This window comes from Pseudomonas lactucae, assembly GCF_016937615.1.
GTDB lineage: Bacteria > Pseudomonadota > Gammaproteobacteria > Pseudomonadales > Pseudomonadaceae > Aquipseudomonas > Aquipseudomonas lactucae.
Genome location: NZ_JAFHKI010000132.1, coordinates 14,757 through 36,090, shown reverse-complemented (window position 1 = coordinate 36,090; position 21,334 = coordinate 14,757). Strand labels below are relative to the sequence as shown.

The 21,334-nt window shown below is 59.4% G+C and carries 23 protein-coding genes, 2 pseudogenes and 1 riboswitch; of the genes and pseudogenes, 12 read left to right on the top strand and 13 right to left on the bottom strand.

Going from position 1 to position 21,334, the window contains the following annotated elements; genetic code table 11:
- Window positions 1-62 precede the first annotated feature (62 nt).
- The gene (locus JWR98_RS22450) at window positions 63-272 is read left to right on the top strand and encodes a hypothetical protein (RefSeq protein ID WP_003175114.1); all 210 of its coding nucleotides are present in this window, start codon (window positions 63-65) and stop codon (window positions 270-272) included.
- Window positions 273-310: 38 nt separating this feature from the next.
- On the opposite strand, the gene ptrR is transcribed toward JWR98_RS22450, so the two are convergent.
- Window positions 311-1,189, bottom strand: a complete 879-nt coding sequence (ptrR, locus tag JWR98_RS22445) for a putrescine utilization regulator PtrR (protein ID WP_205491232.1) — start codon at window positions 1,187-1,189, stop codon at window positions 311-313.
- A gap of 103 nt (window positions 1,190-1,292) precedes the next feature.
- Here ptrR and JWR98_RS22440 point away from each other — a divergent pair, with 103 nt between their 5' ends.
- Window positions 1,293-2,684 (top strand): aldehyde dehydrogenase family protein, encoded by a 1,392-nt coding sequence (locus JWR98_RS22440; protein ID WP_205491230.1) that lies wholly within the window; start codon window positions 1,293-1,295, stop codon window positions 2,682-2,684.
- A gap of 42 nt (window positions 2,685-2,726) precedes the next feature.
- On the opposite strand, the gene JWR98_RS22435 is transcribed toward JWR98_RS22440, so the two are convergent.
- Window positions 2,727-3,032, bottom strand: a complete 306-nt coding sequence (locus tag JWR98_RS22435) for a protealysin inhibitor emfourin (RefSeq protein WP_078733942.1) — start codon at window positions 3,030-3,032, stop codon at window positions 2,727-2,729.
- Window positions 3,033-3,060: 28 nt separating this feature from the next.
- Window positions 3,061-4,122: a M4 family metallopeptidase gene (locus JWR98_RS22430; protein ID WP_205491228.1), complete on the bottom strand. Its 1,062-nt coding sequence runs from the start codon at window positions 4,120-4,122 to the stop codon at window positions 3,061-3,063.
- Window positions 4,123-4,254: 132 nt separating this feature from the next.
- On the opposite strand from JWR98_RS22430, the pseudogene JWR98_RS22425 reads away from it, so the two are divergent.
- The 4 genes and pseudogenes from JWR98_RS22425 (at window position 4,255) to JWR98_RS22410 (ending at window position 8,298) form a co-directional block, all read left to right on the top strand.
- Window positions 4,255-5,180, top strand: a pseudogene (locus tag JWR98_RS22425) (DNA/RNA non-specific endonuclease).
- A 37-nt stretch (window positions 5,181-5,217) separates the two neighbouring features.
- A riboswitch (cobalamin riboswitch) is annotated at window positions 5,218-5,411 on the top strand.
- 114 nt (window positions 5,412-5,525) lie between these two features.
- The gene (locus JWR98_RS22420) at window positions 5,526-6,536 is read left to right on the top strand and encodes an ABC transporter substrate-binding protein (RefSeq protein ID WP_078733945.1); all 1,011 of its coding nucleotides are present in this window, start codon (window positions 5,526-5,528) and stop codon (window positions 6,534-6,536) included.
- Complete coding sequence (locus JWR98_RS22415) at window positions 6,533-7,537, top strand: FecCD family ABC transporter permease (protein ID WP_078733946.1); 1,005 nt, start codon at window positions 6,533-6,535, stop codon at window positions 7,535-7,537. The genes JWR98_RS22420 and JWR98_RS22415 overlap by 4 nt, the downstream gene beginning before the upstream one ends.
- Entirely contained in the window at window positions 7,534-8,298 is a 765-nt protein-coding gene (locus tag JWR98_RS22410; protein WP_205491226.1) for an ABC transporter ATP-binding protein, read from the top strand. Before JWR98_RS22415 ends, JWR98_RS22410 begins: the two co-directional genes overlap by 4 nt.
- 79 nt (window positions 8,299-8,377) lie before the next feature.
- Here JWR98_RS22410 and JWR98_RS29595 read toward each other — a convergent pair whose 3' ends face one another.
- Window positions 8,378-8,533, bottom strand: coding sequence for an N-acetyltransferase (locus tag JWR98_RS29595; RefSeq protein ID WP_225908822.1), 156 nt, complete (start codon window positions 8,531-8,533; stop codon window positions 8,378-8,380).
- A 462-nt stretch (window positions 8,534-8,995) separates the two neighbouring features.
- On the opposite strand from JWR98_RS29595, the gene JWR98_RS22400 reads away from it, so the two are divergent.
- Both JWR98_RS22400 and JWR98_RS22395 read left to right on the top strand, forming a co-directional pair.
- The gene (locus JWR98_RS22400) at window positions 8,996-9,445 is read left to right on the top strand and encodes a hypothetical protein (RefSeq protein WP_341869787.1); all 450 of its coding nucleotides are present in this window, start codon (window positions 8,996-8,998) and stop codon (window positions 9,443-9,445) included.
- Window positions 9,446-10,078 carry an SMI1/KNR4 family protein gene (locus JWR98_RS22395; RefSeq protein WP_205491224.1) on the top strand — a complete coding sequence of 211 codons (633 nt, stop codon included), beginning with the start codon at window positions 9,446-9,448 and terminating at the stop codon, window positions 10,076-10,078.
- 166 nt (window positions 10,079-10,244) lie between these two features.
- Here JWR98_RS22395 and JWR98_RS22390 read toward each other — a convergent pair whose 3' ends face one another.
- From JWR98_RS22390 to tspO, 4 genes are all read right to left on the bottom strand, one after another.
- Window positions 10,245-10,469 (bottom strand): hypothetical protein, encoded by a 225-nt coding sequence (locus JWR98_RS22390; protein WP_003175127.1) that lies wholly within the window; start codon window positions 10,467-10,469, stop codon window positions 10,245-10,247.
- Between the two features lie 85 nt (window positions 10,470-10,554).
- Window positions 10,555-11,094 (bottom strand): hypothetical protein, encoded by a 540-nt coding sequence (locus JWR98_RS22385; protein ID WP_205491222.1) that lies wholly within the window; start codon window positions 11,092-11,094, stop codon window positions 10,555-10,557.
- A 103-nt stretch (window positions 11,095-11,197) separates the two neighbouring features.
- Complete coding sequence (locus JWR98_RS22380; RefSeq protein ID WP_205491220.1) at window positions 11,198-12,160, bottom strand: alpha/beta hydrolase; 963 nt, start codon at window positions 12,158-12,160, stop codon at window positions 11,198-11,200.
- Window positions 12,160-12,600, bottom strand: a complete 441-nt coding sequence (tspO, locus tag JWR98_RS22375; protein ID WP_078733950.1) for a tryptophan-rich sensory protein TspO — start codon at window positions 12,598-12,600, stop codon at window positions 12,160-12,162. Before tspO ends, JWR98_RS22380 begins: the two co-directional genes overlap by 1 nt.
- A gap of 133 nt (window positions 12,601-12,733) precedes the next feature.
- Here tspO and chrA point away from each other — a divergent pair.
- Window positions 12,734-13,944 (top strand): annotated as a pseudogene (chrA, locus tag JWR98_RS22370) (chromate efflux transporter).
- A 121-nt stretch (window positions 13,945-14,065) separates the two neighbouring features.
- On the opposite strand, the gene JWR98_RS22365 reads toward chrA, so the two are convergent.
- Window positions 14,066-14,638: a nucleotidyltransferase family protein gene (locus tag JWR98_RS22365; RefSeq protein ID WP_205491219.1), complete on the bottom strand. Its 573-nt coding sequence runs from the start codon at window positions 14,636-14,638 to the stop codon at window positions 14,066-14,068.
- Between the two features lie 379 nt (window positions 14,639-15,017).
- Here JWR98_RS22365 and JWR98_RS22360 point away from each other — a divergent pair, with 379 nt between their 5' ends.
- Window positions 15,018-15,257: a DUF6124 family protein gene (locus JWR98_RS22360; RefSeq protein WP_017527807.1), complete on the top strand. Its 240-nt coding sequence runs from the start codon at window positions 15,018-15,020 to the stop codon at window positions 15,255-15,257.
- Between the two features lie 3 nt (window positions 15,258-15,260).
- Here JWR98_RS22360 and JWR98_RS22355 read toward each other — a convergent pair whose 3' ends face one another.
- Window positions 15,261-15,494, bottom strand: a complete 234-nt coding sequence (locus tag JWR98_RS22355; protein ID WP_003175134.1) for a hypothetical protein — start codon at window positions 15,492-15,494, stop codon at window positions 15,261-15,263.
- 808 nt (window positions 15,495-16,302) lie between these two features.
- On the opposite strand from JWR98_RS22355, the gene JWR98_RS22350 reads away from it, so the two are divergent.
- A complete protein-coding gene (locus tag JWR98_RS22350; protein WP_143480885.1) occupies window positions 16,303-16,605 on the top strand; it encodes a hypothetical protein in 303 nt (100 codons plus the stop codon).
- 608 nt (window positions 16,606-17,213) lie between these two features.
- On the opposite strand, the gene JWR98_RS22345 is transcribed toward JWR98_RS22350, so the two are convergent.
- Entirely contained in the window at window positions 17,214-17,789 is a 576-nt protein-coding gene (locus JWR98_RS22345) for a hypothetical protein (RefSeq protein ID WP_078733954.1), read from the bottom strand.
- Between the two features lie 351 nt (window positions 17,790-18,140).
- Between JWR98_RS22345 and JWR98_RS22340 the strand changes: the two genes are divergently transcribed.
- A complete protein-coding gene (locus tag JWR98_RS22340) occupies window positions 18,141-19,082 on the top strand; it encodes a hypothetical protein (RefSeq protein WP_179119939.1) in 942 nt (313 codons plus the stop codon).
- Between the two features lie 104 nt (window positions 19,083-19,186).
- On the opposite strand, the gene JWR98_RS22335 is transcribed toward JWR98_RS22340, so the two are convergent.
- Entirely contained in the window at window positions 19,187-20,191 is a 1,005-nt protein-coding gene (locus tag JWR98_RS22335) for a tetratricopeptide repeat protein (RefSeq protein WP_078733956.1), read from the bottom strand.
- Between the two features lie 141 nt (window positions 20,192-20,332).
- Entirely contained in the window at window positions 20,333-21,010 is a 678-nt protein-coding gene (locus tag JWR98_RS22330) for a hypothetical protein (RefSeq protein WP_143480886.1), read from the bottom strand.
- Window positions 21,011-21,334: the final 324 nt, after the last annotated feature.

The following is a 21,334-nucleotide window of genomic DNA, read 5'->3' as shown; positions in this document are numbered from 1 at the left end:
TCCCCTTTTTCGTCTCCAGCCCCTAGACTGAACCCTGATCGCCCCTTTGCTGTGAGAGCCCTATGAGAAACGATGACCTGGACCTGCGTGCCGACCGCGACGAACTGCACGACTACACCCCACGCGCGCCGCACGCCAAACGCCAGAAAAGCCTGGTGCTGCAAGTGGCGCTGGGGGTGTTCCTGGGGGGCTTGGCGTTATGGCTGGTGCAGTTGGGTGCAACGGCAATCATGGCCAAACTGGCCATGGGCACCTTCCAGTTCGGCGGCTGAAACCGGGTCAATGTGGGAGGGGCAAGCCCTCTCCCACATTAAGACATCGATGCTTTCAGATTGCGTTCCTCCAGCAGCTTCACAAAGCTGTTCAAGCTCTGCGACACCGTGCCTCGCCGCCAGATCAGCCAGGTATTCAAGAAGCGGAATGTATCGGCCAGCGGCCACACACTCACCGCCGCACACCCCGGCATGCTTTCCAGCATGCTGCGCGGCATCAGCGCCAGCCCGGCGCCGGCGCTGACGCACGCCAACATGCCGTGGTACGACTCGATCTCGAAGATCTTGCCCGGTACCGCGCCATCCTGTGAAAACCAGCGCTCAAAGTGGTGCCGGTAAGAGCAATTGGAGCGGAACGTGTAGATGTTCTCGCCATTCACATCCTGCCCGCGCGTGATCGGCGCGTGATGCAGCGGCGCTATCACTACCATCTCTTCTTCGAACACGGCCACGCCTTCCAGGGTCGAGTGCAGCACCGGACCATCGACAAACGCCGCCGTCAGGCGCCCCGACAGCACGCCTTCGATCATCGTGCCCGACGGCCCGGTACTCAGGTCCAGTTCGACCTTAGTGTGCTTCTGGTTGTACGCCGCCAGCAACGCCGGAATACGCACCGCCGCCGTGCTTTCCAGCGAACCCAGGGCGAACGCCCCCTGGGGCTCCTCCCCCGCTACCGTGGCGCGGGCCTCTTGCACCAGGTCGAGAATGCGCCGCGCATAACCGAGGAAATTCCACCCGGCCGGCGACAGGCGCAGACGGCTCTTTTCGCGAATGAACAATTCCACACCCAGGTCCTGCTCCAGTTGCTTGATGCGCGTGGTCAGGTTCGACGGCACGCGATGAATCAACTGCGCAGCGGCACTGATGCTGCCTTGCTCGGCAACGGCCTTGAAGATTTCCAGTTGCACCAGGTCCAAGTCATTCTCCAATCGTGAACATATTGCTTAATATTATTCAGTTTCCGGAAAAGAGCCAGCCCCGTAGGCTGAACCCATTCCACTCCTTCAGCCGGACGGTGCCATGAACATGATTTCCCACCAGACCCACGCCCTGTCGATCAACCCCGCCAATGGCGAAACCGTCGGCAGCTACCCTTACGAAACCGCCTCGCAGCTGGACGCCGCACTCAACCGCGCCACCGCAGCCTTTCGCACCTGGCGCCGCCAACCGGTGAGCCAGCGCGCCGAACGGCTGCTGGCCCTGGCCAGTGCATTGCGCGATCAAGCCGAAGCCATGGCACAGATGATCACCCTGGAAATGGGCAAACCCATCGCCCAGGCCCGTGCCGAAATCGAGAAATGCGCGCAACTGAGTGAATGGTACGCCGCCCAAGGCCCGGCCATGCTTGAGCCGGAGCCGACCCTGGTGGACAACGGCACTGCCCACATCGAATACCGCCCGCTGGGGCCGATCCTCGCCGTGATGCCATGGAACTTCCCGGTATGGCAGGTACTGCGTGGCGCGGTACCAACCATGCTCGCGGGCAATACCTACGTGCTCAAACACGCACCGAACGTGATGGGCAGCGCCTACCTGATCCAGCAAGCCTTCCAGAAAGCCGGTTTTGCCGAGGGCCTGTTCGAAGTGATCAATGTGACCACCGACGGCGTCTCCAGCGCCATCGCCGACCCACGCATCGCCGCCGTCACCCTCACCGGCAGCGTGCGTGCCGGCATCGCCATCGGCTCCCAGGCCGGCGCCGCGCTGAAAAAGTGCGTACTGGAACTGGGCGGCTCCGACCCGTTTATCGTGCTTAACGACGCCGACCTTGATGCCGCCGTGCAGGCCGCCGTAATCGGGCGTTTTCAGAACAGCGGCCAGGTCTGCGCCGCCGCCAAGCGCCTGATCATCGAAGCCGGTGTGGCAGAAGCCTTCACGGCTAAATTCGTCGAGGCCAGCCGCGCCCTGGTGATGGGCGACCCGACTTCGACCGACACCTACGTCGGCCCGATGGCGCGTTTCGACCTGCGTGATGAGCTGCATGACCAGGTCCAGGCAACCTTGGAAGAAGGCGCGACCTTGCTGCTCGGCGGCAATAAAGTCGCCGGTGCCGGCAACTATTACGAGCCGACCGTACTGGCAAACGTCACCGACCAGATGACCTCGTTCAAACAGGAACTGTTCGGCCCGGTGGCCTCGATCATCACCGCCCGCGACGCCGACCACGCGGTAGCGCTGGCCAACGACAGTGAGTTTGGTTTGACGGCGAGCATCTTCACCACCGACTCGGCAAAAGCACGGGACATCGCCAACCAGCTGGAAACCGGCGGGATCTTCGTCAACGCCTTCAGCGTGTCCGACCCACGCGTAGCGTTTGGTGGAGTGAAAAAGAGCGGGTTCGGTCGTGAACTGTCGCACTTCGGCGTGCGCGAGTTCTGCAATGCACAGACCGTGTGGCTGGATCGCAAATAACGTGCCCTGGGGAGCGGCGCTGTTTTGACGTTAAACAATGCCTCAACAGCGCACATGCCGGCGTACACACTGCACCAACCCATCCAGCGCCTGGGATTTCACCGGCGCGAGCACACACACCGTGTGCTCGCGCTCACCCTCGGTCACCGTCAGGGTGTAATGCACCTGGCCGGGTTTGCCCGGCTCTGGAGCGGTACTTTGCGGCAACTGAAAGAAGTCAGACGCCTCGACCAGTTGCCGCAGCTCTTGCTGCTCGGGCTCGGGCAGCGCGTCCAGTTCGACGCTGTTAGGCTTGGCCAGGCCCGGAAAAAACGCCGGGCCGCCGTTTTCCTTGATTGAAATTCGCATGACTGTTCCTCGCCGCCCTGGCGGCTTGTCAGACATTGATGCCCACCGCTTTCCAACCGTCCTTGACCGCCTTCTGCTCATGCTTGTTCACGCCGTACAGCCGACCTGCGACATCGTAAGTGATACGGGCAAAACGCAAAAAGCCCGAGTTCGGCCGCAGCCGCGCATCACGCAAGGCGTCGTACCAGATGCGACCGGCGCGCTCCCAGGCAAACCCGCCGATCTTCGTAGCCACCTGATAGAACGCATGGTTGGGAATACCGGAATTGATATGCACGCCGCCATTGTCGTCATAGGTCTGCACAAAATCATCCATGTGTCCGGGTTGAGGGTCCTTGCCCAGCAGTTTGTCGTCAAACGCAGTGCCCGGCGCTTTCATCGAGCGCAGCGCGGTGCCTTTGATTTTCTGGGTAAACAGCCCTTTGCCGATCAACCAGTCGGCGTCTTCGGCCTTTTGCTGCAACGCGTACTGCTTGATCAGTGAGCCGAACACATCCGACAGCGACTCGTTCAACGCGCCGGACTGGTTGAAATACATCAGCTTGGCCTCATCCTCGGTCACGCCATGGGCCAACTCATGACCAATCACGTCGAGGGCCACGGTGAAGCGGTTGAACAACTGCCCGTCGCCATCGCCAAACACCATCTGGGTCGAGTTCCAGAAGGCATTGTTGTAGTCGTTGCCAAAATGCACGGTGGCGTCCAGCGCCATGCCGGCATCGTCGATGGAATTGCGGTCGAATACCTCGTCGAAAAAGTCGAAGGTCGCGCCCAGGCCGTCATAGGCCTCGTCTACCGCAGCATCACCACTGGCGGGCTGCCCCTCGCCACGGATCAGTTTGCCGGGCAGGGTGTCGGTGCCGTCGGCGCTGTAGATCGAGCGGCGTTTGCCCACACCAATGGCCAGAGCCAAGTGGGCCGGGCCTCGGGCAGGCACGGCGAGCATGCGCAACGAGCGGAATGTGCTGTCCTTGGCCCGTGTGCGTAACGCAATTTCACGCTGGGCTTTGTCACCGTGACGGGCGATCTGATCGAGCATGTACGGCGGAATCAGGCAAAAAATCGGATTGCGGTGGTGGCGAACACACATAAGCTGGCTCCATTCTGGCGTGTGGTGAACTCCGGATACCCGTTTCAGGATAGTCCGGCTGTCAATGCCTGGCCTAAATTGTCATGAACCTATGTTGCAGTATGTTTATCTCAGGCCCGCAAGGAGCAGCCCATGCCCGCACGTAAAGTCAACGTCGACCTGTACCACCGCCCCAGGCTCGCCGATCTGCGCCCGTTGATCGCGCCCATTCCCACACTCCTGGAGGCCAGGGCCCCGACGCCGCGCACCACGCCGTCCAAGGACCTGAACAACCGCAGCGGTTACGCTGAAGACTTCCTCGGCAGCTTCGGGGTGCCATGGCCTACGGTCAACGAAACGTTGGCGGCTGATGTGCAGCCACGGCTGGACTACACGCACTTTTCCATCACGATGTCACGCTCCCGACGACTGGCCCACTATGTGGGTGTCAACATCGACGGCGCACGGCATGTGGACATCGTGCGCAGCAACGACAGCTGGGCCTACGACGCCGTCTGCCGCTCAACGCCCAGGTGGGCGAGGACCTCTACGCCGGCAACGGCCTGGACCGCGGCCATCTGGTACGGCGCCAGGACCCCAACTGGGGCGACGAGGCAACCACCGCCAACCTCGACACCTTCCATTTCACCAACTGCTCACCGCAGATGAGCGGCTTCAACCAGAAGACCTGGCTCGAACTCGAAGACTATATCCTCGACAACACCCAGCGCTGGAAAGCCCGTGCCACGGTGTTCACCGGCCCGGTCTTCGCCGACGACGACCGCCTGTACCGTGGCGTCAAAATCCCCAAGGCATTCTGGAAAGTCGTCGCGTACCTGAGCGACGACGGCAAGCCTTCAGCCAGCGCCTACATGATCGACCAAAGCCGTGAACTGGGTCAGCTCGACCTGGTCTTCGGGCAGCTCAGAACCTACCAGCGCAGCGTGATCCAGATCGAACGCTTGACCGGCCTTCGCTTTGGCAACCTGGCCGACTATGACGGGTTCAGCAATGAAGAACGCGCCACCGGCACGCGCATCGAAGCACTGATCCGGGGGCCTGAAGATATTCGCGTATGACCGGGCTCACTTCGACCTCCCGCTCCCGCGCCGAATCAACTACCATACCGCCGCCGGTTCCCCCACGGGACTAATAGGGAATTCGAATCGCCGCCCGCGGCGCCAATCGAAACTGCCCCCGCAACTGTAGGTGCCGAGCCTGCTCCTCAACGCCACTGGACACCGTCCGGGAAGGCTGGAGCGAGGCGACGACGCATCAGTCAGGAGACCTGCCGGCCCAGCAACATCACTACCGGCGGGGTGTCCGGGAAGGACATCCTCGCCTGCCCGAGCGGCAGCGTTCGAGGGCGTATTTCCGAGCCGTACCTCCCCTGCTTCACGTACGGTTCACACGGAGATCACCCCATGCTGCCACACATTACCGCCCTGCTCACCGGGCTGGGCTTCTGTGCCCTGGCCCACGCGGCCCCCGCTCATTACCCGCTGACCGTCGAAAACTGCGGCAGCAGCGTCACCTTCCAGCAAGCCCCGACACGCAGCGTGACCATCGGCCAGGCCGCCACCGAAATGCTTTACGCCCTGGGCGTGGGCAATACCGTGGTCGGCACCTCGCTGTGGTTCAACAGCGTGCTGGCGCAGTTCAAGGCGCAAAACGACGGCATCGAACGCCTGGCCAACAACGAGCCAAGCTTTGAAGCGGTGATCGCCAAGCGCCCGCAATTGGTGGCCGCCGAGCTGGAATGGGTGGTCGGCCCGCAAGGCGTGGTCGGCACTCGCGAGCAATTCCATGAACTGAAGATTCCCACCTACGTGCTGCCCTCCGACTGCGAAGGCAAGGACAACCTGGTCGGCGCCGACGGCACGCGGCTGGAGCCGTTCCACATTGAGACAATCTACAAAAGCATCCACCAATTGGCGCAGATCTTCGACGTCCAGGATCGCGGCGAACAACTAAACGAGGCGCTCAAGGCACGCCTGGCCAAGTCCGTCGCCACCGCGCAAGGCAAGGGCTTGAAACAGGCCAGCGCACTGGTGTGGTTCTCCAGCGCGGAGATGGCCAGCGACCCGTACGTGGCCGGCCACAAGGGCGTTCCCGAATTCATGCTCGACACCCTCGGTTTGCACAACGTGGTGCAATCGGATGAAGAGTGGCCCGCCGTCGGCTGGGAAACCCTCGCCAAGGCCAACCCGACCTTCCTGGTGATCGCCCGCATGGACCGCCGCCGCTACCCCGCCGACGACCATGAAAAGAAACTCGCCTTCCTGCGCAGCGACCCGGTCACGCGCAACATGGACGCGGTAAAAAACAACCGCATCATCATCCTCGACGCCCTGGCGCTGCAGGCCAGCCTGCGCACCTTTGATGGCCTTGAACAACTGGCCGGGGCCATCGACGGCTACGACCTGTCCAAATGATCCGTACCCTGCTCGCCCTCGCGCTGCTGCTGGCTGCCGTCCTTGCCGGCGTGGCCATCGGCGAAACCGCCATCGAACCGCAGGTGGTGTTGCAGGTGCTCGCCAACAAACTGTGGAACGCCGGCTACGTGCTGGATCCCATCGACGAAGGCGTGGTGTGGAATTACCGCCTGACCCGCGCCCTGGTCGCCGCCGCCTGCGGTGCCGGGCTGGCCACCTGCGGGGTGATTTTGCAGTCATTGCTGCGCAACCCGTTGGCCGATCCGTACCTGCTGGGCATCAGCGCGGGCGCCTCGACCGGCGCGGTGCTGGTGGCGTTGATGGGCGTGGGCGGCGGGCTGATTTCGCTGTCGGCGGGCGCGTTTGTCGGCGCAATGGCGGCGTTTGCACTGGTGATTTTATTGGCGCGGGCCAGCGGCTCAGCCGGCGGCACCGGCCAGATCATCCTCGCCGGCATCGCCGGTTCGCAGCTGTTCAATGCCCTCACCGCGTTCTTGATCACCAAGTCCGCCAGTTCCGAGCAGGCGCGCGGCATCATGTTCTGGCTGCTGGGCAACCTCAGCGGCGTGCGTTGGCCGTCGGTGTGGCTGGCGGTGCCAATGGCGGTCGCCGGCTTGGCCGTGTGTTTGTGGCATCGGCGTGCGCTGGATGCGTTTACCTTTGGCACCGACTCGGCTGCCTCGCTGGGCATCCCCGTGCGGCGCGTGCAGTTTGTGCTGGTGGGTTGCGCGGCGCTGGTGACGGCAGTGATGGTGTCGATTGTCGGCTCCATCGGTTTTGTCGGGCTGGTGATTCCCCACGCCGTGCGCCTGATGTTGGGCACCGGGCATTCGCGCTTGCTGCCGGCCAGTGCGCTGGGTGGCGCGTTGTTCTTGATCGCCGCGGATGTGCTGTCGCGCACCATGATCAAGGGCCAGGTGATTCCCGTCGGTGTAGTCACGGCCTTGGTCGGCGCGCCGGTGTTTGCATTGATCCTGATTGGCCGGAGGAACGCGCGATGACGGTGCTCAGTTGTACCGGCCTGTGCTTCAAGGTGCGCGACGCCGAGTTACTGCGCGATATCCACCTGGAGGTTCAACAGGGAGAAACCTTGGGGATTGTCGGGCCGAACGGCTCGGGCAAATCCACCCTGCTCAAATTGCTCGCCGGTTTGCGTGTGCCCGCCAGCGGCGAGGTGCGGCTCGGCAGCCAACGCCTGGGCGACCTCTCGCGCCGCACCATCGCACAACGGTTGGCGGTGGTGGAGCAGCAGGCCGACACCGACGACGCCATCCGCGTGTTCGATGCCGTGGCGCTGGGCCGCACACCCTGGCTGTCGGCGTTGAGCCCGTGGTCTGGCGAAGACGATGCCATCGTGCGCCAGGCCCTGCACGACGTGGATGCCACTCACCTGAGCCAACGCGCCTGGCGCAGCCTCTCCGGCGGCGAACGCCAACGCGTGCATATCGCCCGCGCGTTGGCGCAACGGCCGCAGATACTGTTGCTGGATGAACCCACCAACCATCTGGACATCCAGCACCAGCTAGCGATTCTGAAGGGCGTGCAAGCGCTGCCAGTGAGCACTTTGATTGCGCTGCACGACCTTAACCAGGCCCTGACCTGCGATCGGTTGGCGGTGCTGGATCGCGGGCGATTGGTGGCTCTGGGCAAACCGATGGACGTGCTCACATCGCAGCGGTTGCAGGAGACGTTCGGGGTGCGGGGGCATTACCTGACGGACCCGTTTGATGGGACGCAGATATTGCGGTTACGTTCTAACTGAGCGGCCACAGGTCGAGAGCCCTCTGCTACGCGATAAAAAACGCGTGGCGGTAACGGCCCGGTATTCATCCTCGGCTCACTCACTCGTACCGCAAGTAGCCGTTGGCAGCTGTTCCCACGCACACAAAACCAGCCGTTTCATACATCAATCGGGCCGGGTTATCCGCACGCACGCTCAAGCTCAAATCCGCAAAACCACGCTGCCCAGCCATCACCGCATAGGCATCCAGCAGCACACGGCCCAATGCCCTTGCGCCGGCAAATTTCGCTGACGTTGATCGTGCACAGCTCGGCGAACCCAGCTTCGGGCAACCACAACGAATAACCTGCGAACTGCCCGTCCAGCTCCGCCACCGTCAACCGGTCAAAGTTATCGACCCAGCGTGTGAGGTGGCACTCCAATTGAAGCCGCCACGCCGTTTCGTGGTCAGGCTCCCAACACCGAATGTACGCCTGCTCGCCCCGATAGATCGATGGAAGATCGGTAACCGTGGCCGGTCTTAGATATAGGGCCGACAGCCCTGGTACTCCTTGAAGAACCTTCACATGCATTCCTTGGAAGAATGGATGAACCTGTGAGACGAGAGGCTACTAAGCCGGCTGGAAAAAGGGGATAGATTCAGTTGACTCACTTGCCGTGATATACCTGCGCTACCGCATTTTTTGAGTCAGGTCCATCCATGCCATCTCCGAGAGTTGTGTTGCTCACTACTTGGCCACAGCCAACTACATCCCCCGAAGCCGTTATTTTCGCCACAGAAACACAGCTGTGTTTGCGCTACCACACGGACAACCAAGCGTTTGCGGTGATTCGTTTCCCACTGGTCAAAATATTCAAATTCGGTTCACCTAACGACGAGGCACTGGGCAGCCATCCGCTGGCGGCGTTGGGGCTCAGGCCTTATCAAGTCAATCGCATCGACCGTTCAACTTGGATTACGGAACTGGAGCAGCAAAATGCCAAGCACCCGCGACATGATCGCGCGTTGTTCTTGAAGGATGCCACCCACTATGTGTTCACGTTTCAAGACTCGACCCTGGAGTGTGTGGTGATCGAAGGCGAGTTTTGGCCGCCGCAGATACAGCTGTTTGCTTGCGAAGAAGAAGCGAAGGACCGATGGTTTGAATGGGTTAAGGACGCAAGCTAAATGCATCTATCGTTCCAAAGCTTGGCAGGCGACATCGGCATCGAACTCCCAGAGCGCTTGGCGACCCTTTTGAAAATAAGCGAGAGTCACCCTGAGACACTAGAGAGCCTGGAGGATTTTTTCTGGATAGACGCCGAGCAAGCCCAACGGGAGATTGATGAATGGCTTAACCCGGATGACCAACCACGCCGGGTCTTCATGCCTTTTGCCAGCAGCGGCGGTGGCGAGCATTACTGCTGGGTTCGACTGGAGGATCGGGCTTGCGGCGTCGCGCAGATCCTGCACTTTGGCCAACTAACCTCACTGGCTTATGACGATATTTCCACTTTCGTCGCCAGCGAATATGTGCGCGTGGCCAGCAATCTATCCAACCTTCCTTTACGGGCAGATTTCGGTGCAGCTTTGAGCGCCGAGGTAGCGTTGATCCAGGCGGCATTGCGTCCACAGGACTACGAACTTCTTCAGGCCTTGTTTGCCAAGCCACATACGCCCATGAATTATCGGGCCGGGTCGAAAAGTCCAGAAAAGACTGTTGAGGCTTTCATTTCACAGGATGAAGCGCGACAGCTGATCGCAAAGCTTCGCAACCCAAAGCCTCGTGAGTTTGCGGCGCTTCGGGATTGGATGCGTTAACGAAGTAGTGACCGCCAAGACGCAAAGGTCGGCGTTTAAACTCACTCGGCAACGGCACTATTGGAGACCTGATGAGTGGGTGGAAGGTTTCACACAATCCAAAGATGGGAGCATGCCAGCTCCCACATTGATTGGCGATGCTTCGTGGATGTACTGGATCTTTGGCTCATACAACCTCAATCTGCGTAATACCCATTACCTGCGCCTGTTCCAGAATCTGCTCTGGCGTCGCATCCGTAGCAGGCAGAATCAAGCCATTCTCCGCATCACCAAAATGCAGCTGCAACAGGTGTATCGCCGCCTCGTGCATGGGCAACTCCGGCTGTTTGAGTTCGAACACGTGGGTGCGGGGCTCGGCATTGAACAGGTAGTTCAGGGTGTATTCGCGCATGGTGCAGTCCTGATGATGGGGGAGGAGCAACTAATTAACCTGACTTATCGATCAGCTTTTAAGTTCCCAACCCACTCGTTCAGTGTCATTTGGTATGCACGTAGCAAAAAGCAGTGCCCTTCACGCCCGACGCATGAATGCTGACATGGCGAGTGGAAAAGCCTGGTTTTTCGACGAACTGCTTTTCTTGCCAACTCGCATAGATGCCGTATTGATAACCGATGGCGCCATTGGCATACCACGACACGGCCATCTTATACACGCCCTTCTCATCCGGGGCCTCCCACAGCGCCTTTTCGATAACCGGCTTCGCCTGGTTGAACGTGCGAAGTTTAAACGTGCGCGGCCCGCCGTTTGGCTCGGTAGAACTGGATAGAAACAGCGTGTCGTCTTCGGCATCGTCTTCGGCAGCCGCCAGAATCACAGCCGGCACCCACTTCTCGCCCCGGTACTCTTTTTTGATGAACACCGTGCAGCTCAACGAGCCGTCACCTGGGGTCCTCATCTTGAATTGCCTCTCGTACTGCCCGTAGGGCACATCAAACGAGAAATCGTATTCGGCGGCTTGAACACCTGCCACCAGCAAAAATGCCGATAGCCCTACAACTGCATGGGAAATGGTCATGTGTGCGTCCTTGCAGGAATCTGAAAATCAGGGTGTCAGAGGTTACGCGGGCTGTAGGAAATTCTGAAAGATATCGTCGACTATATCTTCACTTTTCAGGACTCTACGCTGGAAGGAGTCGTTCGACGAGTGCGGGATGAACAGTCTGGATCCTGGCCGATATCCACCGCCGACTGTAAGCAAGTACGCCATCCGCCATCGCCACCGGAAAATGAATAAACCCATGGGCCGATTCCGGCAACAAGTGCGCCTCAACCTGCGCGGCCGCGCCCCAGCGTTCGGCCATCTGCAGTGTGTCGTCCAGCAACGGGTCCAGTTCGCCGACAAACATCAACGCCGGCGGCAAGCCGGATAGGTCGCCATGCAACGGTGACAACGGCGGCTGCCGACGTTCTTCATCCTTCAAGCCCGGCGTCAGCATGTGTAGCGCGTCGACCATTCCCGGCCCGTCCAGCAACAACGTCTGCGGCCCCGCCGTACGCACGCTCGGTGTGCCGGTCAAGTCGTATACGCCGTAGTACAGCACCGCACCGCTCACGCGCTTGAGCAACTCAGGCCATTGCTTGAGCGCCAGCAAGGTTGCCGCCGCCAGATGCCCACCGGCAGACTCACCCACGACGAACACCGGCAAATCGGCAAATTCATCACTGCTGAGCAGCCAGCGTGCTGCATTCAGGCAGTCCTCCATCAGCCCCTCAATCGGCGTGTCCACTGCCAGCCGATAGTCCACCGACACCACTGCCACGCCGCACTCCTGCATCATGCCCAGGTTGAAGTCGTCATCCATCCGGGCATTGCCGATCACCCAGCCGCCGCCGTGGATATCCAGCACCACGCCTTTGATTTTCCCCTCCGGCCGCAGGATACGCACGGGCACACCCGCTACTCGGTGGGTTTCAACCGCAGGCGCTTTCTTGACCTTTTGACTGACCCGCAGCAACGCCTGGATCAAACGCGGGGTCACGCGGTTGCGGATTTTGAAGCGCGGCATCCACGCAAGTTTTTGATTGAAGCGGCGCATCTGGGCCAGCTCGGCCTCGCTCGCCGGCCACGGTTGGAGAGCCATCAGCGGTTATTGCGCAGGATCGAGAAATTCAACGCCGCCGCCACACACAGCCACGCCAGATACGGGAACAGGATCAAGCCGGTAATCAGATCCAGGCGCACCGCCAACACCACCATCGCCGCGACGGTGAGCCACAGCAGCACAATGATCACCATCCCGGCGAACAAGCGATGCGCGCCGAAGAACACCGGCGTCCACAGCGTGTTCAACGCGATTTGCGCGGCCCACAGCGCCAGAACCATTTCGCTGCCCGGCATGAGGCTCAGGCGATAACCGGCCCAGGCCAGCAGCAGGTAGATGATCGTCCACGCGACCGGGAACAGCCAATTGGGCGGGGTGAAGCTGGGCTTGACCAGCGATTCGTACCAGGCACCGGGCTTGAAGATAATGCCGGTGCTGGCGGCGGCGGCGCAGGCGAGCAGGAAGATGAAGAAGGTCATGGTCGATCCTTGAGGTGGAGGGGTAGAAAGTAACGCTATGCTTGAATGACTCGAACTACCGCGAATAAATTCCATGACGGCGGCAAAAATGGCACTCTTCTAGCCTTTTTGAGCACCATCAGAGACCCCAGCCGTGACCAATACCCGCGCCGATCAATCCAACACCCCCTGGTCGGTATTCCTGATCTTCCTGCGCCTGGGCCTCACCTCGTTCGGCGGGCCCATCGCGCACCTTGGCTACTTTCGCGCCGAGTTCGTAACGCGGCGGCGCTGGCTCAGCGAGCGCAGCTATGCCGACCTGGTCGCGCTGTGCCAATTCCTGCCCGGCCCGGCCAGCAGCCAGGTCGGCATCGCGCTGGGCCTGTCGCGGGCGGGTTACGGCGGTGCCGTGGCAGCGTGGGCCGGGTTCACCTTGCCGTCCGCCGTGCTGCTGGTGCTGTTCGCCCTGGGCATTGCGCACCACAGCAACGCCCTGCCGCTCGGCGTGCTGCACGGTCTTAAAGTCGTCGCGGTGGCCGTCGTCGCCCAAGCCGTGTGGGGCATGGCGCGCAACCTGTGCCAGGGCGCGACCCGGATCACGCTGATGCTGATCGCTGCGTGCGTGACCCTGCTGGCGCCTACGGCCTGGGGCCAGGTGGGCGTGATCGTCGTCGCCGGCGTGATCGGCCTGCTGCTTTTAACCCCCACGCCAAACGCCGAACACGAAGCACTGCCCATGCCCCTCCGCCGTCGCGCCGGAGCCCTGTGGTTACTGCTGTTTGTGCTGTTGCTGATGGCCTTGCCGCTGCTGGCGCAAACCCTGCCCAACCAAGGCCTGGCGTTGATAGACGCCTTCTACCGCGCCGGCGCACTGGTGTTCGGCGGCGGCCACGTGGTGCTGCCGTTGCTGCAGGCCGAAGTGGTGCCGCCGCAGTGGATCAGCAACGACCTGTTCCTCGCCGGCTACGGCGCCGCCCAAGCCGTGCCCGGCCCGCTGTTCACCTTCGCCGCCTTCCTCGGCGCCGCCATGCAGCCGGCCCCGAACGGCTGGCTGGGCGGCCTGATCTGCCTGCTGGCTATCTTCGCCCCGTCGTTCCTGTTGGTGTTCGGCGCCCTGCCCTTTTGGGAAACCCTGCGCCGCAGCCCGCGCACCCAAGCGCCCTGGCGGGCGTGAACGCCGGCGTGGTGGGCCTGCTGCTGGCCGCGCTGTATCACCCGGTGTGGACCAGCGCGATCTTCAGCGTCTACGACCTCGGTTTGGCCGCGCTCGCACTAGTGGCGTTGATGGTCTGGAAGTTGCCGCCGTGGCTGGTGGTGGCGGCCAGTGCCGGGCTGGGATGGCTGCTCAGCCTCACTGCCGGATAAAAAACGCCGCTGACACAGCGGGATTAACCTGTGGGAGCTGTCGAGCCCCAGCGAGGCTGCGATGGGATCGCCTCCGTCTACTTGCATGGCCAAGGCACCTGCATCGCAACCTCACTAAAGCCTATTGCCCGGCTGACGGCTCCACAATCGTGAGCCAAGGCCACCGCGCCTGATAGCTCCTGGCCTTTTCAGCAAACAGCGCCGGCTCCGGATGCAACGGATTGATCCGCAACACCCCTTGCTCCACATCCGCGAGCCCATACGGCGCGTACACCTCGCCGGAAGCAATATCCAACGCGATACACGTCCCCGCCACCAGATAACGATCCACGCCCTGCCGGGCCGATTGCAATTGCGGGTAAGGCCGGCCAAACCGCTGCCCATACCAAAGGTGCACTCGCGCCTGGTTCTTGACCTCCACATTCACGCCCAGATCCTGGAACAGCCCTTCAGCCCGGCGAATCACCGCATCTTCCGCCTCGTAGGAAAGGTCGGTATCGAAGTAAAAGACGTCGTAGTCTTTCACTCCGTGATCGGCCGGCAGCTTCATCTGGTGATTCCACACCGCCTGGAACAGACAGCCCGCCGTGAGCATGCACTGCTCCACACCGAGATCGGGTAGACGCGCAGTGATTTCAACGTTGATGGGGTTGGCCATGGCCAGTTCGAGGAAGGTGTCGACGGTCAATGTCATGGTGCGCCCTTGGTCAGCAGTCCTTGTCCAGGGGCCGACTGTACAAGATCTCACAGGCGAAAATCGAGCGACTCCAACTTGCTCCATTACCTACGCGTGCGTCAGAATCCGCCGACTTGTGCACCTGGGTAGCCGTCTCTAAGGTGGCTCGGTCGCCGACATCTCGGGGATCGGGTTTAGTAGCCTGACGGTTTATCCAGACAAAAGTGCACAAGCGTTATCAACCAGACATTCCAGTCTGTACTTGATGGTGGCTGTGCGCAGGGCGCCTTCGGGCGCGCCGGCTTTCGTTTGGATTCCCCGGTCTACTAACCTGCGCACAGCTGCCACCCTTTTGTTTAGTAGCTAAAGGATGGCGGCCCTAGACGGGAATTCAAACATGTATAAGGCCGCACCAGATTCAGCCGCACTTTTCAGCGTCGCACCCAACGCCAGCAACGAAACCCTCATCACCAACAGCTATGAAACCTTCACCAGCGTCAGCACCCTGCTGCTCGACCTGTGCGAAGACCTCAACGGCAAACACCGCGACATCGCCCTGGCCATTCACCAACTGAGCGAACTGGGCGTACTCCTCACCGCCAGACTTCTGGACCGCGAAGCGCCCTGCCCCGGCTGATGATCAGCCCTTCAACTCACTTGCCCGATTGCTCGCCGCGTCGTCGTAGGCCACATACAGCGACTCGGCGATCTGGCTTTTGATGGCCTTGGTGGATTCAAGGCCGAGCACAAACCCCTCGGCCTTGCCGCCTGCGCGGTTGAGCTCTTCATGGGTGGCAGCGCCGGTGATGGCGTCAAGCAGCTTAGTGGCGTGAGGGCCAACGCCTTTGGGGAGGGAGATTTGGTCGATGGACATTGCGATACCTTTAACAGTTGAGTCGGTAGCGCTTGGAACCACTGCCGGGGGAGGCATAGTAGACCTGTTTGTGAGGAGAGGGGTTGCTTTCGGACCCGAAGCCGTCATTCAAGACAGCTCGTCTTTGACCGAAAAGGACCGAAAAGGGGACGGACCGAAGACCGAAAAGGGGACGGATTTATTTTTCCTCCTGCAGCGGATCGACATCGCCACCGCAGGCCTGGAAAGTTTGGCTCCGGTCTTCCCGGTACCGGTAGTTGGGCGGAGGAAAGCAACGGGCCTCCCAGGTTCCTGGGAAACCCTCATGCGCACATGCCCTGCTCCCTGACCCCGGTGGAACTTCGATGCCAAGCCATTGCTGCATTTCCATGCAGCCTTCCGCCATTTATAGAGCGTCGGCTTCCACGCCACGGACATTTCAAGGCTCAATCACACGGCCTATACGCTCGCTGTCTACGCTTCGCAGCGCCGGTTACCCGGCCACCACGCAAGACTCGCTTCCGGTCGGTGGCTAACCTTTACCGGGCGGGGTTCATACCCACTGAGTTTCTTACGCCATTTCGTGACGACTTGCGCCGTCAGTCCCAGGCGACCAAGCTTTGCCTGGCGCACATAAATCTGTTCCTTTTTTCAGTTTTCAATCGCTATTTATTCCCACACCTCCCCTCAGACACCGCATAGGCTTTTCAAGCCAGACCTATAACAAACCAAAAAACACAACAATTATTAGAAAAGAATATATACCCTCCCGCTTCGTCTGCTAACTTTTTCATAGTAGTACATCAGTCACATTCGGAGGACGCAAAAAATGCGTAGTTTCAAGGAACGCCTAGCAGCGACACCCATTGGTACGTCCATTACTGTTGATGGGCATTTTCCTGGCGCGATAAACTATCAAACAAAAAGCGGTACGCTAACGAATTTAGATCTCGAAAATGGTTTCTTCACTATTCGCCATACAGATCCAAGAGCTCAACCTGACACTCTTCAAATCGACAAAATTATCAGTCTAATAGGTGATCCGTACACACAAGAATACATTGAGGAGATGGACAGAGCGAATACGCTTACAACTTACAACTTTGACCTTGACCCTTTTAAAAAAAATTAAATAACCATCGGTGACGATTAATAGAAAAGCACTCATTAGAAGTTCGCCACCTCTTCCCTCGCAAAAAAGCCCTAGAAATCATAATTACATCCCACCTAACGTCTTACCGCGAAATCGCGACGAATTTATTTGATTCACCTTATCCAGTTCCCCTTATCGGATCAAACCAAGGGCGCCCCCCCGAAAAACACCGAGTAACTTAGGCTATTACCATTCTGCGCCAGTACCTATACAGCTCATCCTCGCATGCGAGGTTTACCCTATAACTTCCTGATATCACTTGGGGTTTCGATACAAGAAACCAAGCGTGACATCTCAACGCTATCGCACCTGTGAAGTCGAACTGGCCCGGAGAAATTCATGGCGTCAAGCAACTGGCTAATTTTCTCCGGCACAGGATGAAAAATATCGAACATCTGCAATGAGCAACCTTTATCTTCAAGCATCGTCGCAGGGTGCACCGGCTGCTCCCATTGAATCAGGCTGGGCCAGGCCCCCTCCAATAAGTGCCATTTGCAGTGCCATTTGGGACTGCCATTTGGGACGGATTTATTTATTTTTGCTTTGAATGAACCTGCCCCTTTCTTTTTTTACTTGCCCCCCTTTCTTTAATACTCTCGGCTACCAATCTTGTTCCCGAGCGCAATGTCGAGCTGGTAAAGAATTCGGTCTGCCAAGTTGAATGGCAGGCGTTCCGATACTATCTCGTGCATCGCATCGAGGTACTTGAAATAAATATCGACTGAATTTGCCAGGTATCGATCAGGGCTCGCACCGTTCGCGGGTTTGCTCGGGTATAAGGGCTCGCCCGGTCGAAGTACACGATAAGCCCGGTCATCGATGATTTGGAACACTTCAGGATTGAGAAACCGGAGAATGGTCGATGCCATAGGGAGACGGATGCCTGGAGATGCGAGCAGTTTGCGAAGCACAGCATCTGCTTCCCTGTGCGCCTTGGGCTTGCAATCGCCTATATGTTTCAGCTCTGCCAGTAGGCTGGGCTCCAATCGCGGGAATCTATTTAGTTTCCACAGTACGATCTCTAGCAAAGCTTGATGATCAAAATCTTTAGCGTTCAACGCATCAAGCTTCTCCGTTAGCTCAGGCTGAAAGTGATACTGCTTGATCAGACTGCTAGGGTCATCACCCCAAACGTTGCTGTAGCGTTTGATAATGCCTTCCATGCTTGATATCCGTGTGGCTCAGTTGTGTCAGGCAGCATAGTCATGGCAACGCCAATAGTGAAACCGAAGTGTACTCGAGAACAAAGTAACCGTCCGGATAGCACGCCTTTCCTGACACCTACGTTTGCTCCGAACAAATAAATTGCCCCTTGGTTCGTATTCACAAGATGACCGATTTTGGCCGATTCCCGCCACGCAGAACAGCTGCATCTGCGCTCAATTGCCAGCGCTCACCCTCGTACCCTCAACTCGCGACGTGCCCAGCATAAGGTATTCTGCCCTGCATCAACCTCGACCCCAGCCTTTCGGCCCCCGAAGCGGTCTTGCCCCCCGGCGCCTATGGATTTTCACATGCTAATCGGCCACCGCTTCGAACACCTCGCCAACGGCGACCTGCACATCCACTCACGCAACCTTGTGCAAAGCGCATTTATGCTGCTGACCGGCGCAATCGCCTTGATCCTGCCGGTAGCCTGCATTGGGTTCTGGCTTACCGAATGGCAAGCGCAACTGGCCGACCTGAATCCCCTGTCGACCCTGCTGTTAGTATTGGCGCTGCTGCTGATGCCTGCCCTGGGCTTGTCCCTGATGGTGTACATGGGCTCGCGCGAGTCGTTGCTGTTGTCACGCGTCGACGGGGAAGGCAAGCGCCGCATGCAGAACTTTTTCGGGCGTCGCGAGCAGGTGAAGTCGGTATTCAACCTCGATAACCCGCGCGCCCTGGAGCTGCGTCGTCGCGAACAGGCCGAGCCCGCCTATACCCAGCTGTGGCTGGTGATGCGAGATGGCAGCGAGCAGCGTTTGACCACCGATCACGTTCCGGTGGTGCCGGGCAGCAAACGCACCGAGTTGTGGCTGCGGGAGCTGGCGGACTACCTGAACGTGGCGGTGCCAGCCGAGGTCATCATTGGCTCCGCGGTCGGTCAGCCGGCACCCTATCGGCCCACTCCGACACCCGCGAAGATCGCCAGGCGGCGCAAAGCCCAAGGCCCCATGCCAACGGTTGAATCGACCGAACAACTCAGTATTCCCGCACGCGCCCTGCTCACGCTGGTGGGCGCTTTTCTGGCGGTGCTGGAGTTGAATCAGATCGTCGCACTGGTGCCGGCGGTGCTCAGCGGGAGGTTGCGGCTCAGCGGCAAATCGGGATACACGACGTTCTACTGGGCCGAACAACCGGTCGCGTTTTCATTCAATGTGTTTTTGGGGGTGGCCGAGGTGTTGATTATCGGGTTTATCGCCTGGCAATGCCTGCGCACGGCGGTTCTGGGGCGGATGAAAGCCAATCCTTGAATGCAGGATGCCGACGCGCGGCATCAGCGTCAGCCAAGGGTTCTGACGCAAGCGTCGGCATGAGGTGGGCCGCATGAAAAAGATGGCCCACCGATGCTCATGCACTAGCCTTGCAGTGTCCGCAGTTTTTCTTCGAAATAGCGGATTTGCGCCAAGTCATCGGGGTCGACCTGCCTGAGTATCTGAAGCGCCTTTGTGTAGGCGGCGCGTGCCTTGGCGGTGTCGCCTTCAGCCTCGTAGACTCTTGCAAGGTTGAAGTGGCGCAAAATTACTTTGGGGTGGTTCTCTCCAAACGTTGCGCGGTCACTGTTCAGCGCCATCGTCAGGAAGGCTTCCGCTTTGTCGTACTGGCCCAGGCCACGATAGGCGTCGCCGAGGTTGTTCCAGCGAATGGCGACCGTCGGATGATGGGGACCATGCAGGGCCATGTCGATATCCAGTGCCTGTTGAAAAAGCGGCAGTGCCGCCTCGTGATTGCCCTGAAGGTTATAGGCATTGCCCAAGTTGTTCAGTGAGACGGCTACCGAAGCGTCGTGTTCGCCCAGCAGTCGCTTTCTCAACGCGATATTTTTGCGCAGGTTTTCGAAGGCCTCTTCATATCGGCCCAGTTTGCTCTGCACGGTACCGATGTTGTTGTAGCTGTCGGCAATCATCAGGTCATCCGTGCCGAGTACCGCAAGGCGCATTTTCAAGGATTTTTCATAGTAGCCAAGGGCAATGTCGAGATTGCGTAGTCGCTCGTGAAAATAGCCGAGGCTGTTCCAGTAGGTCGCCTGTTGCGCAATGGAGGCCTGTCCGTTCTGTTTAGCCGCCTCCAGTGCCTGGGTGACCAGGACGACCGCAGTACGGTCATCGCCCAGCACGGAGACTGCCAGCGCCTTGATATTCAACGCCTCGGAGTTGGCAGGCTCGGTTGCAAGCACGCGATCCGCTTCCTCAATCGTCGCCTGATACCGCCCTGCCGCGAAAAGGCTAACCGCTTTGTCGCTCACGGCCCCCAGGGCGGCCTCAGCGCCGAACATCAGGAGGAGCAATGAGAACGGGCGTAGAGCTTTCAGCCAACGAATGTGCACGGAGGTCTTTTGGTTTGAAATGGATATCTGACTCATGGCTGTTTTCAGTCCAAAGCTGTCATTAAATTGAGGTAATGAAGCGGGCTTCGACGCGGACAAGAATGGAGGCGACCTCTCGCTCTCGATTTAAGGACGCAGCAACACCGCATGCATTCCGCGAGCACATTAACGGATCGTTTACTCGGGAATTCCGGTCACTGTATGCACGACGCGCATTGCACAAGGCGGTCGAGCCCCTTGGGGGTCGAGCTGTTCGCATTTCTTCAGCAGCGGATAGGCATCGGCAAATTTCATCGCCGCGACCTGTTCGGCGTGCTGCTGCGAAACAAAGCAGCGCTCGAACCGGAAGGCGGCGTACACCTCGGGCAGCAGTACCGGATAATCGTAAACCTCGTCGACGATACTCTTTAGCATCTGGGACATCTGCCCGTTGGCCGCGGGGGAAATCTTGTTGAGCAGATCATCCTTGGCGACGCCCGCTTGCCTGGCCGCAATAGCTTCCTTCGACGCACCGATGGATGCCTGCATTCCCTGCGGAAACGGACAATCAGACGCCGCCAATGCAGAGGTCGACGCCATGCAACTCAGTAAAGTGAGAACAACGGCCATCCTTGTCATTGAATTTCCTCGTTTGTAGCAAGTATTGTCGAAATAAGCTGCGGATTCTAACCGATGGTGGCAGTTGATGAGGCGCTCCATTGACTTGGGCAGCTCCGGGTCGATGGGTGCCGGTCGTGGATGATTGCTTTCGAGCCAAAGCGGCCCTTCGCACTGCGTGCGATCTGTCGGTAGAATCCCTTTTTCCAACCAGCACGAATTGATGCCAATGGTCCAACCGACGACAGTAGCCAGCATCATTGGCCCTTGGAAAGGAGAGGCTCCCACAACGTTACTTCAGCACTGTCGAGATGCCTGGGACACGCCTTTTAAAGAGCTGTCAGATCTCATGGTCGCTACTTTTCTGAACCAGCGAATCGCAGTTCCTCAAATGTTGGCCGAGGCCAGGCGGCGATTGGATTCAGAGCCCCGCGATGACACGGAGTACTTCGATGACCAGCTAGCTGAGGCAGTTCTCGGTGCTGACAACTGACTGCGTCTGGCCGATTTCTGCCTTTCGCGACCGGTTGAAACCGATATCGTTGCGACGACTCAGCCACAGAATTTTCAGCCGTTACGCAA

Bases quoted from the DNA above. Each gene is read 5' to 3' on its own strand.
- JWR98_RS22450 (WP_003175114.1), top strand. From the start codon at position 63: ATGAGAAACGATGACCTGGACCTGCGTGCCGACCGCGACGAACTGCAC.
- JWR98_RS22440 (WP_205491230.1), top strand. From the start codon at position 1,293: ATGAACATGATTTCCCACCAGACCCACGCCCTGTCGATCAACCCCGCC.
- JWR98_RS22435 (WP_078733942.1), bottom strand. From the start codon at position 3,032: ATGCGAATTTCAATCAAGGAAAACGGCGGCCCGGCGTTTTTTCCGGGC.
- JWR98_RS22430 (WP_205491228.1), bottom strand. From the start codon at position 4,122: ATGTGTGTTCGCCACCACCGCAATCCGATTTTTTGCCTGATTCCGCCG.
- JWR98_RS22420 (WP_078733945.1), top strand. From the start codon at position 5,526: ATGCTGCCACACATTACCGCCCTGCTCACCGGGCTGGGCTTCTGTGCC.
- JWR98_RS22415 (WP_078733946.1), top strand. From the start codon at position 6,533: ATGATCCGTACCCTGCTCGCCCTCGCGCTGCTGCTGGCTGCCGTCCTT.
- JWR98_RS22410 (WP_205491226.1), top strand. From the start codon at position 7,534: ATGACGGTGCTCAGTTGTACCGGCCTGTGCTTCAAGGTGCGCGACGCC.
- JWR98_RS22395 (WP_205491224.1), top strand. From the start codon at position 9,446: ATGCATCTATCGTTCCAAAGCTTGGCAGGCGACATCGGCATCGAACTC.
- JWR98_RS22390 (WP_003175127.1), bottom strand. From the start codon at position 10,469: ATGCGCGAATACACCCTGAACTACCTGTTCAATGCCGAGCCCCGCACC.
- JWR98_RS22385 (WP_205491222.1), bottom strand. From the start codon at position 11,094: ATGACCATTTCCCATGCAGTTGTAGGGCTATCGGCATTTTTGCTGGTG.
- JWR98_RS22380 (WP_205491220.1), bottom strand. From the start codon at position 12,160: ATGGCTCTCCAACCGTGGCCGGCGAGCGAGGCCGAGCTGGCCCAGATG.
- tspO (WP_078733950.1), bottom strand. From the start codon at position 12,600: ATGACCTTCTTCATCTTCCTGCTCGCCTGCGCCGCCGCCGCCAGCACC.
- JWR98_RS22365 (WP_205491219.1), bottom strand. From the start codon at position 14,638: ATGACATTGACCGTCGACACCTTCCTCGAACTGGCCATGGCCAACCCC.
- JWR98_RS22360 (WP_017527807.1), top strand. From the start codon at position 15,018: ATGTATAAGGCCGCACCAGATTCAGCCGCACTTTTCAGCGTCGCACCC.
- JWR98_RS22355 (WP_003175134.1), bottom strand. From the start codon at position 15,494: ATGTCCATCGACCAAATCTCCCTCCCCAAAGGCGTTGGCCCTCACGCC.
- JWR98_RS22350 (WP_143480885.1), top strand. From the start codon at position 16,303: ATGCGTAGTTTCAAGGAACGCCTAGCAGCGACACCCATTGGTACGTCC.
- JWR98_RS22345 (WP_078733954.1), bottom strand. From the start codon at position 17,789: ATGGAAGGCATTATCAAACGCTACAGCAACGTTTGGGGTGATGACCCT.
- JWR98_RS22340 (WP_179119939.1), top strand. From the start codon at position 18,141: ATGCTAATCGGCCACCGCTTCGAACACCTCGCCAACGGCGACCTGCAC.
- JWR98_RS22335 (WP_078733956.1), bottom strand. From the start codon at position 20,191: ATGAGTCAGATATCCATTTCAAACCAAAAGACCTCCGTGCACATTCGT.
- JWR98_RS22330 (WP_143480886.1), bottom strand. From the start codon at position 21,010: ATGCTGGCTACTGTCGTCGGTTGGACCATTGGCATCAATTCGTGCTGG.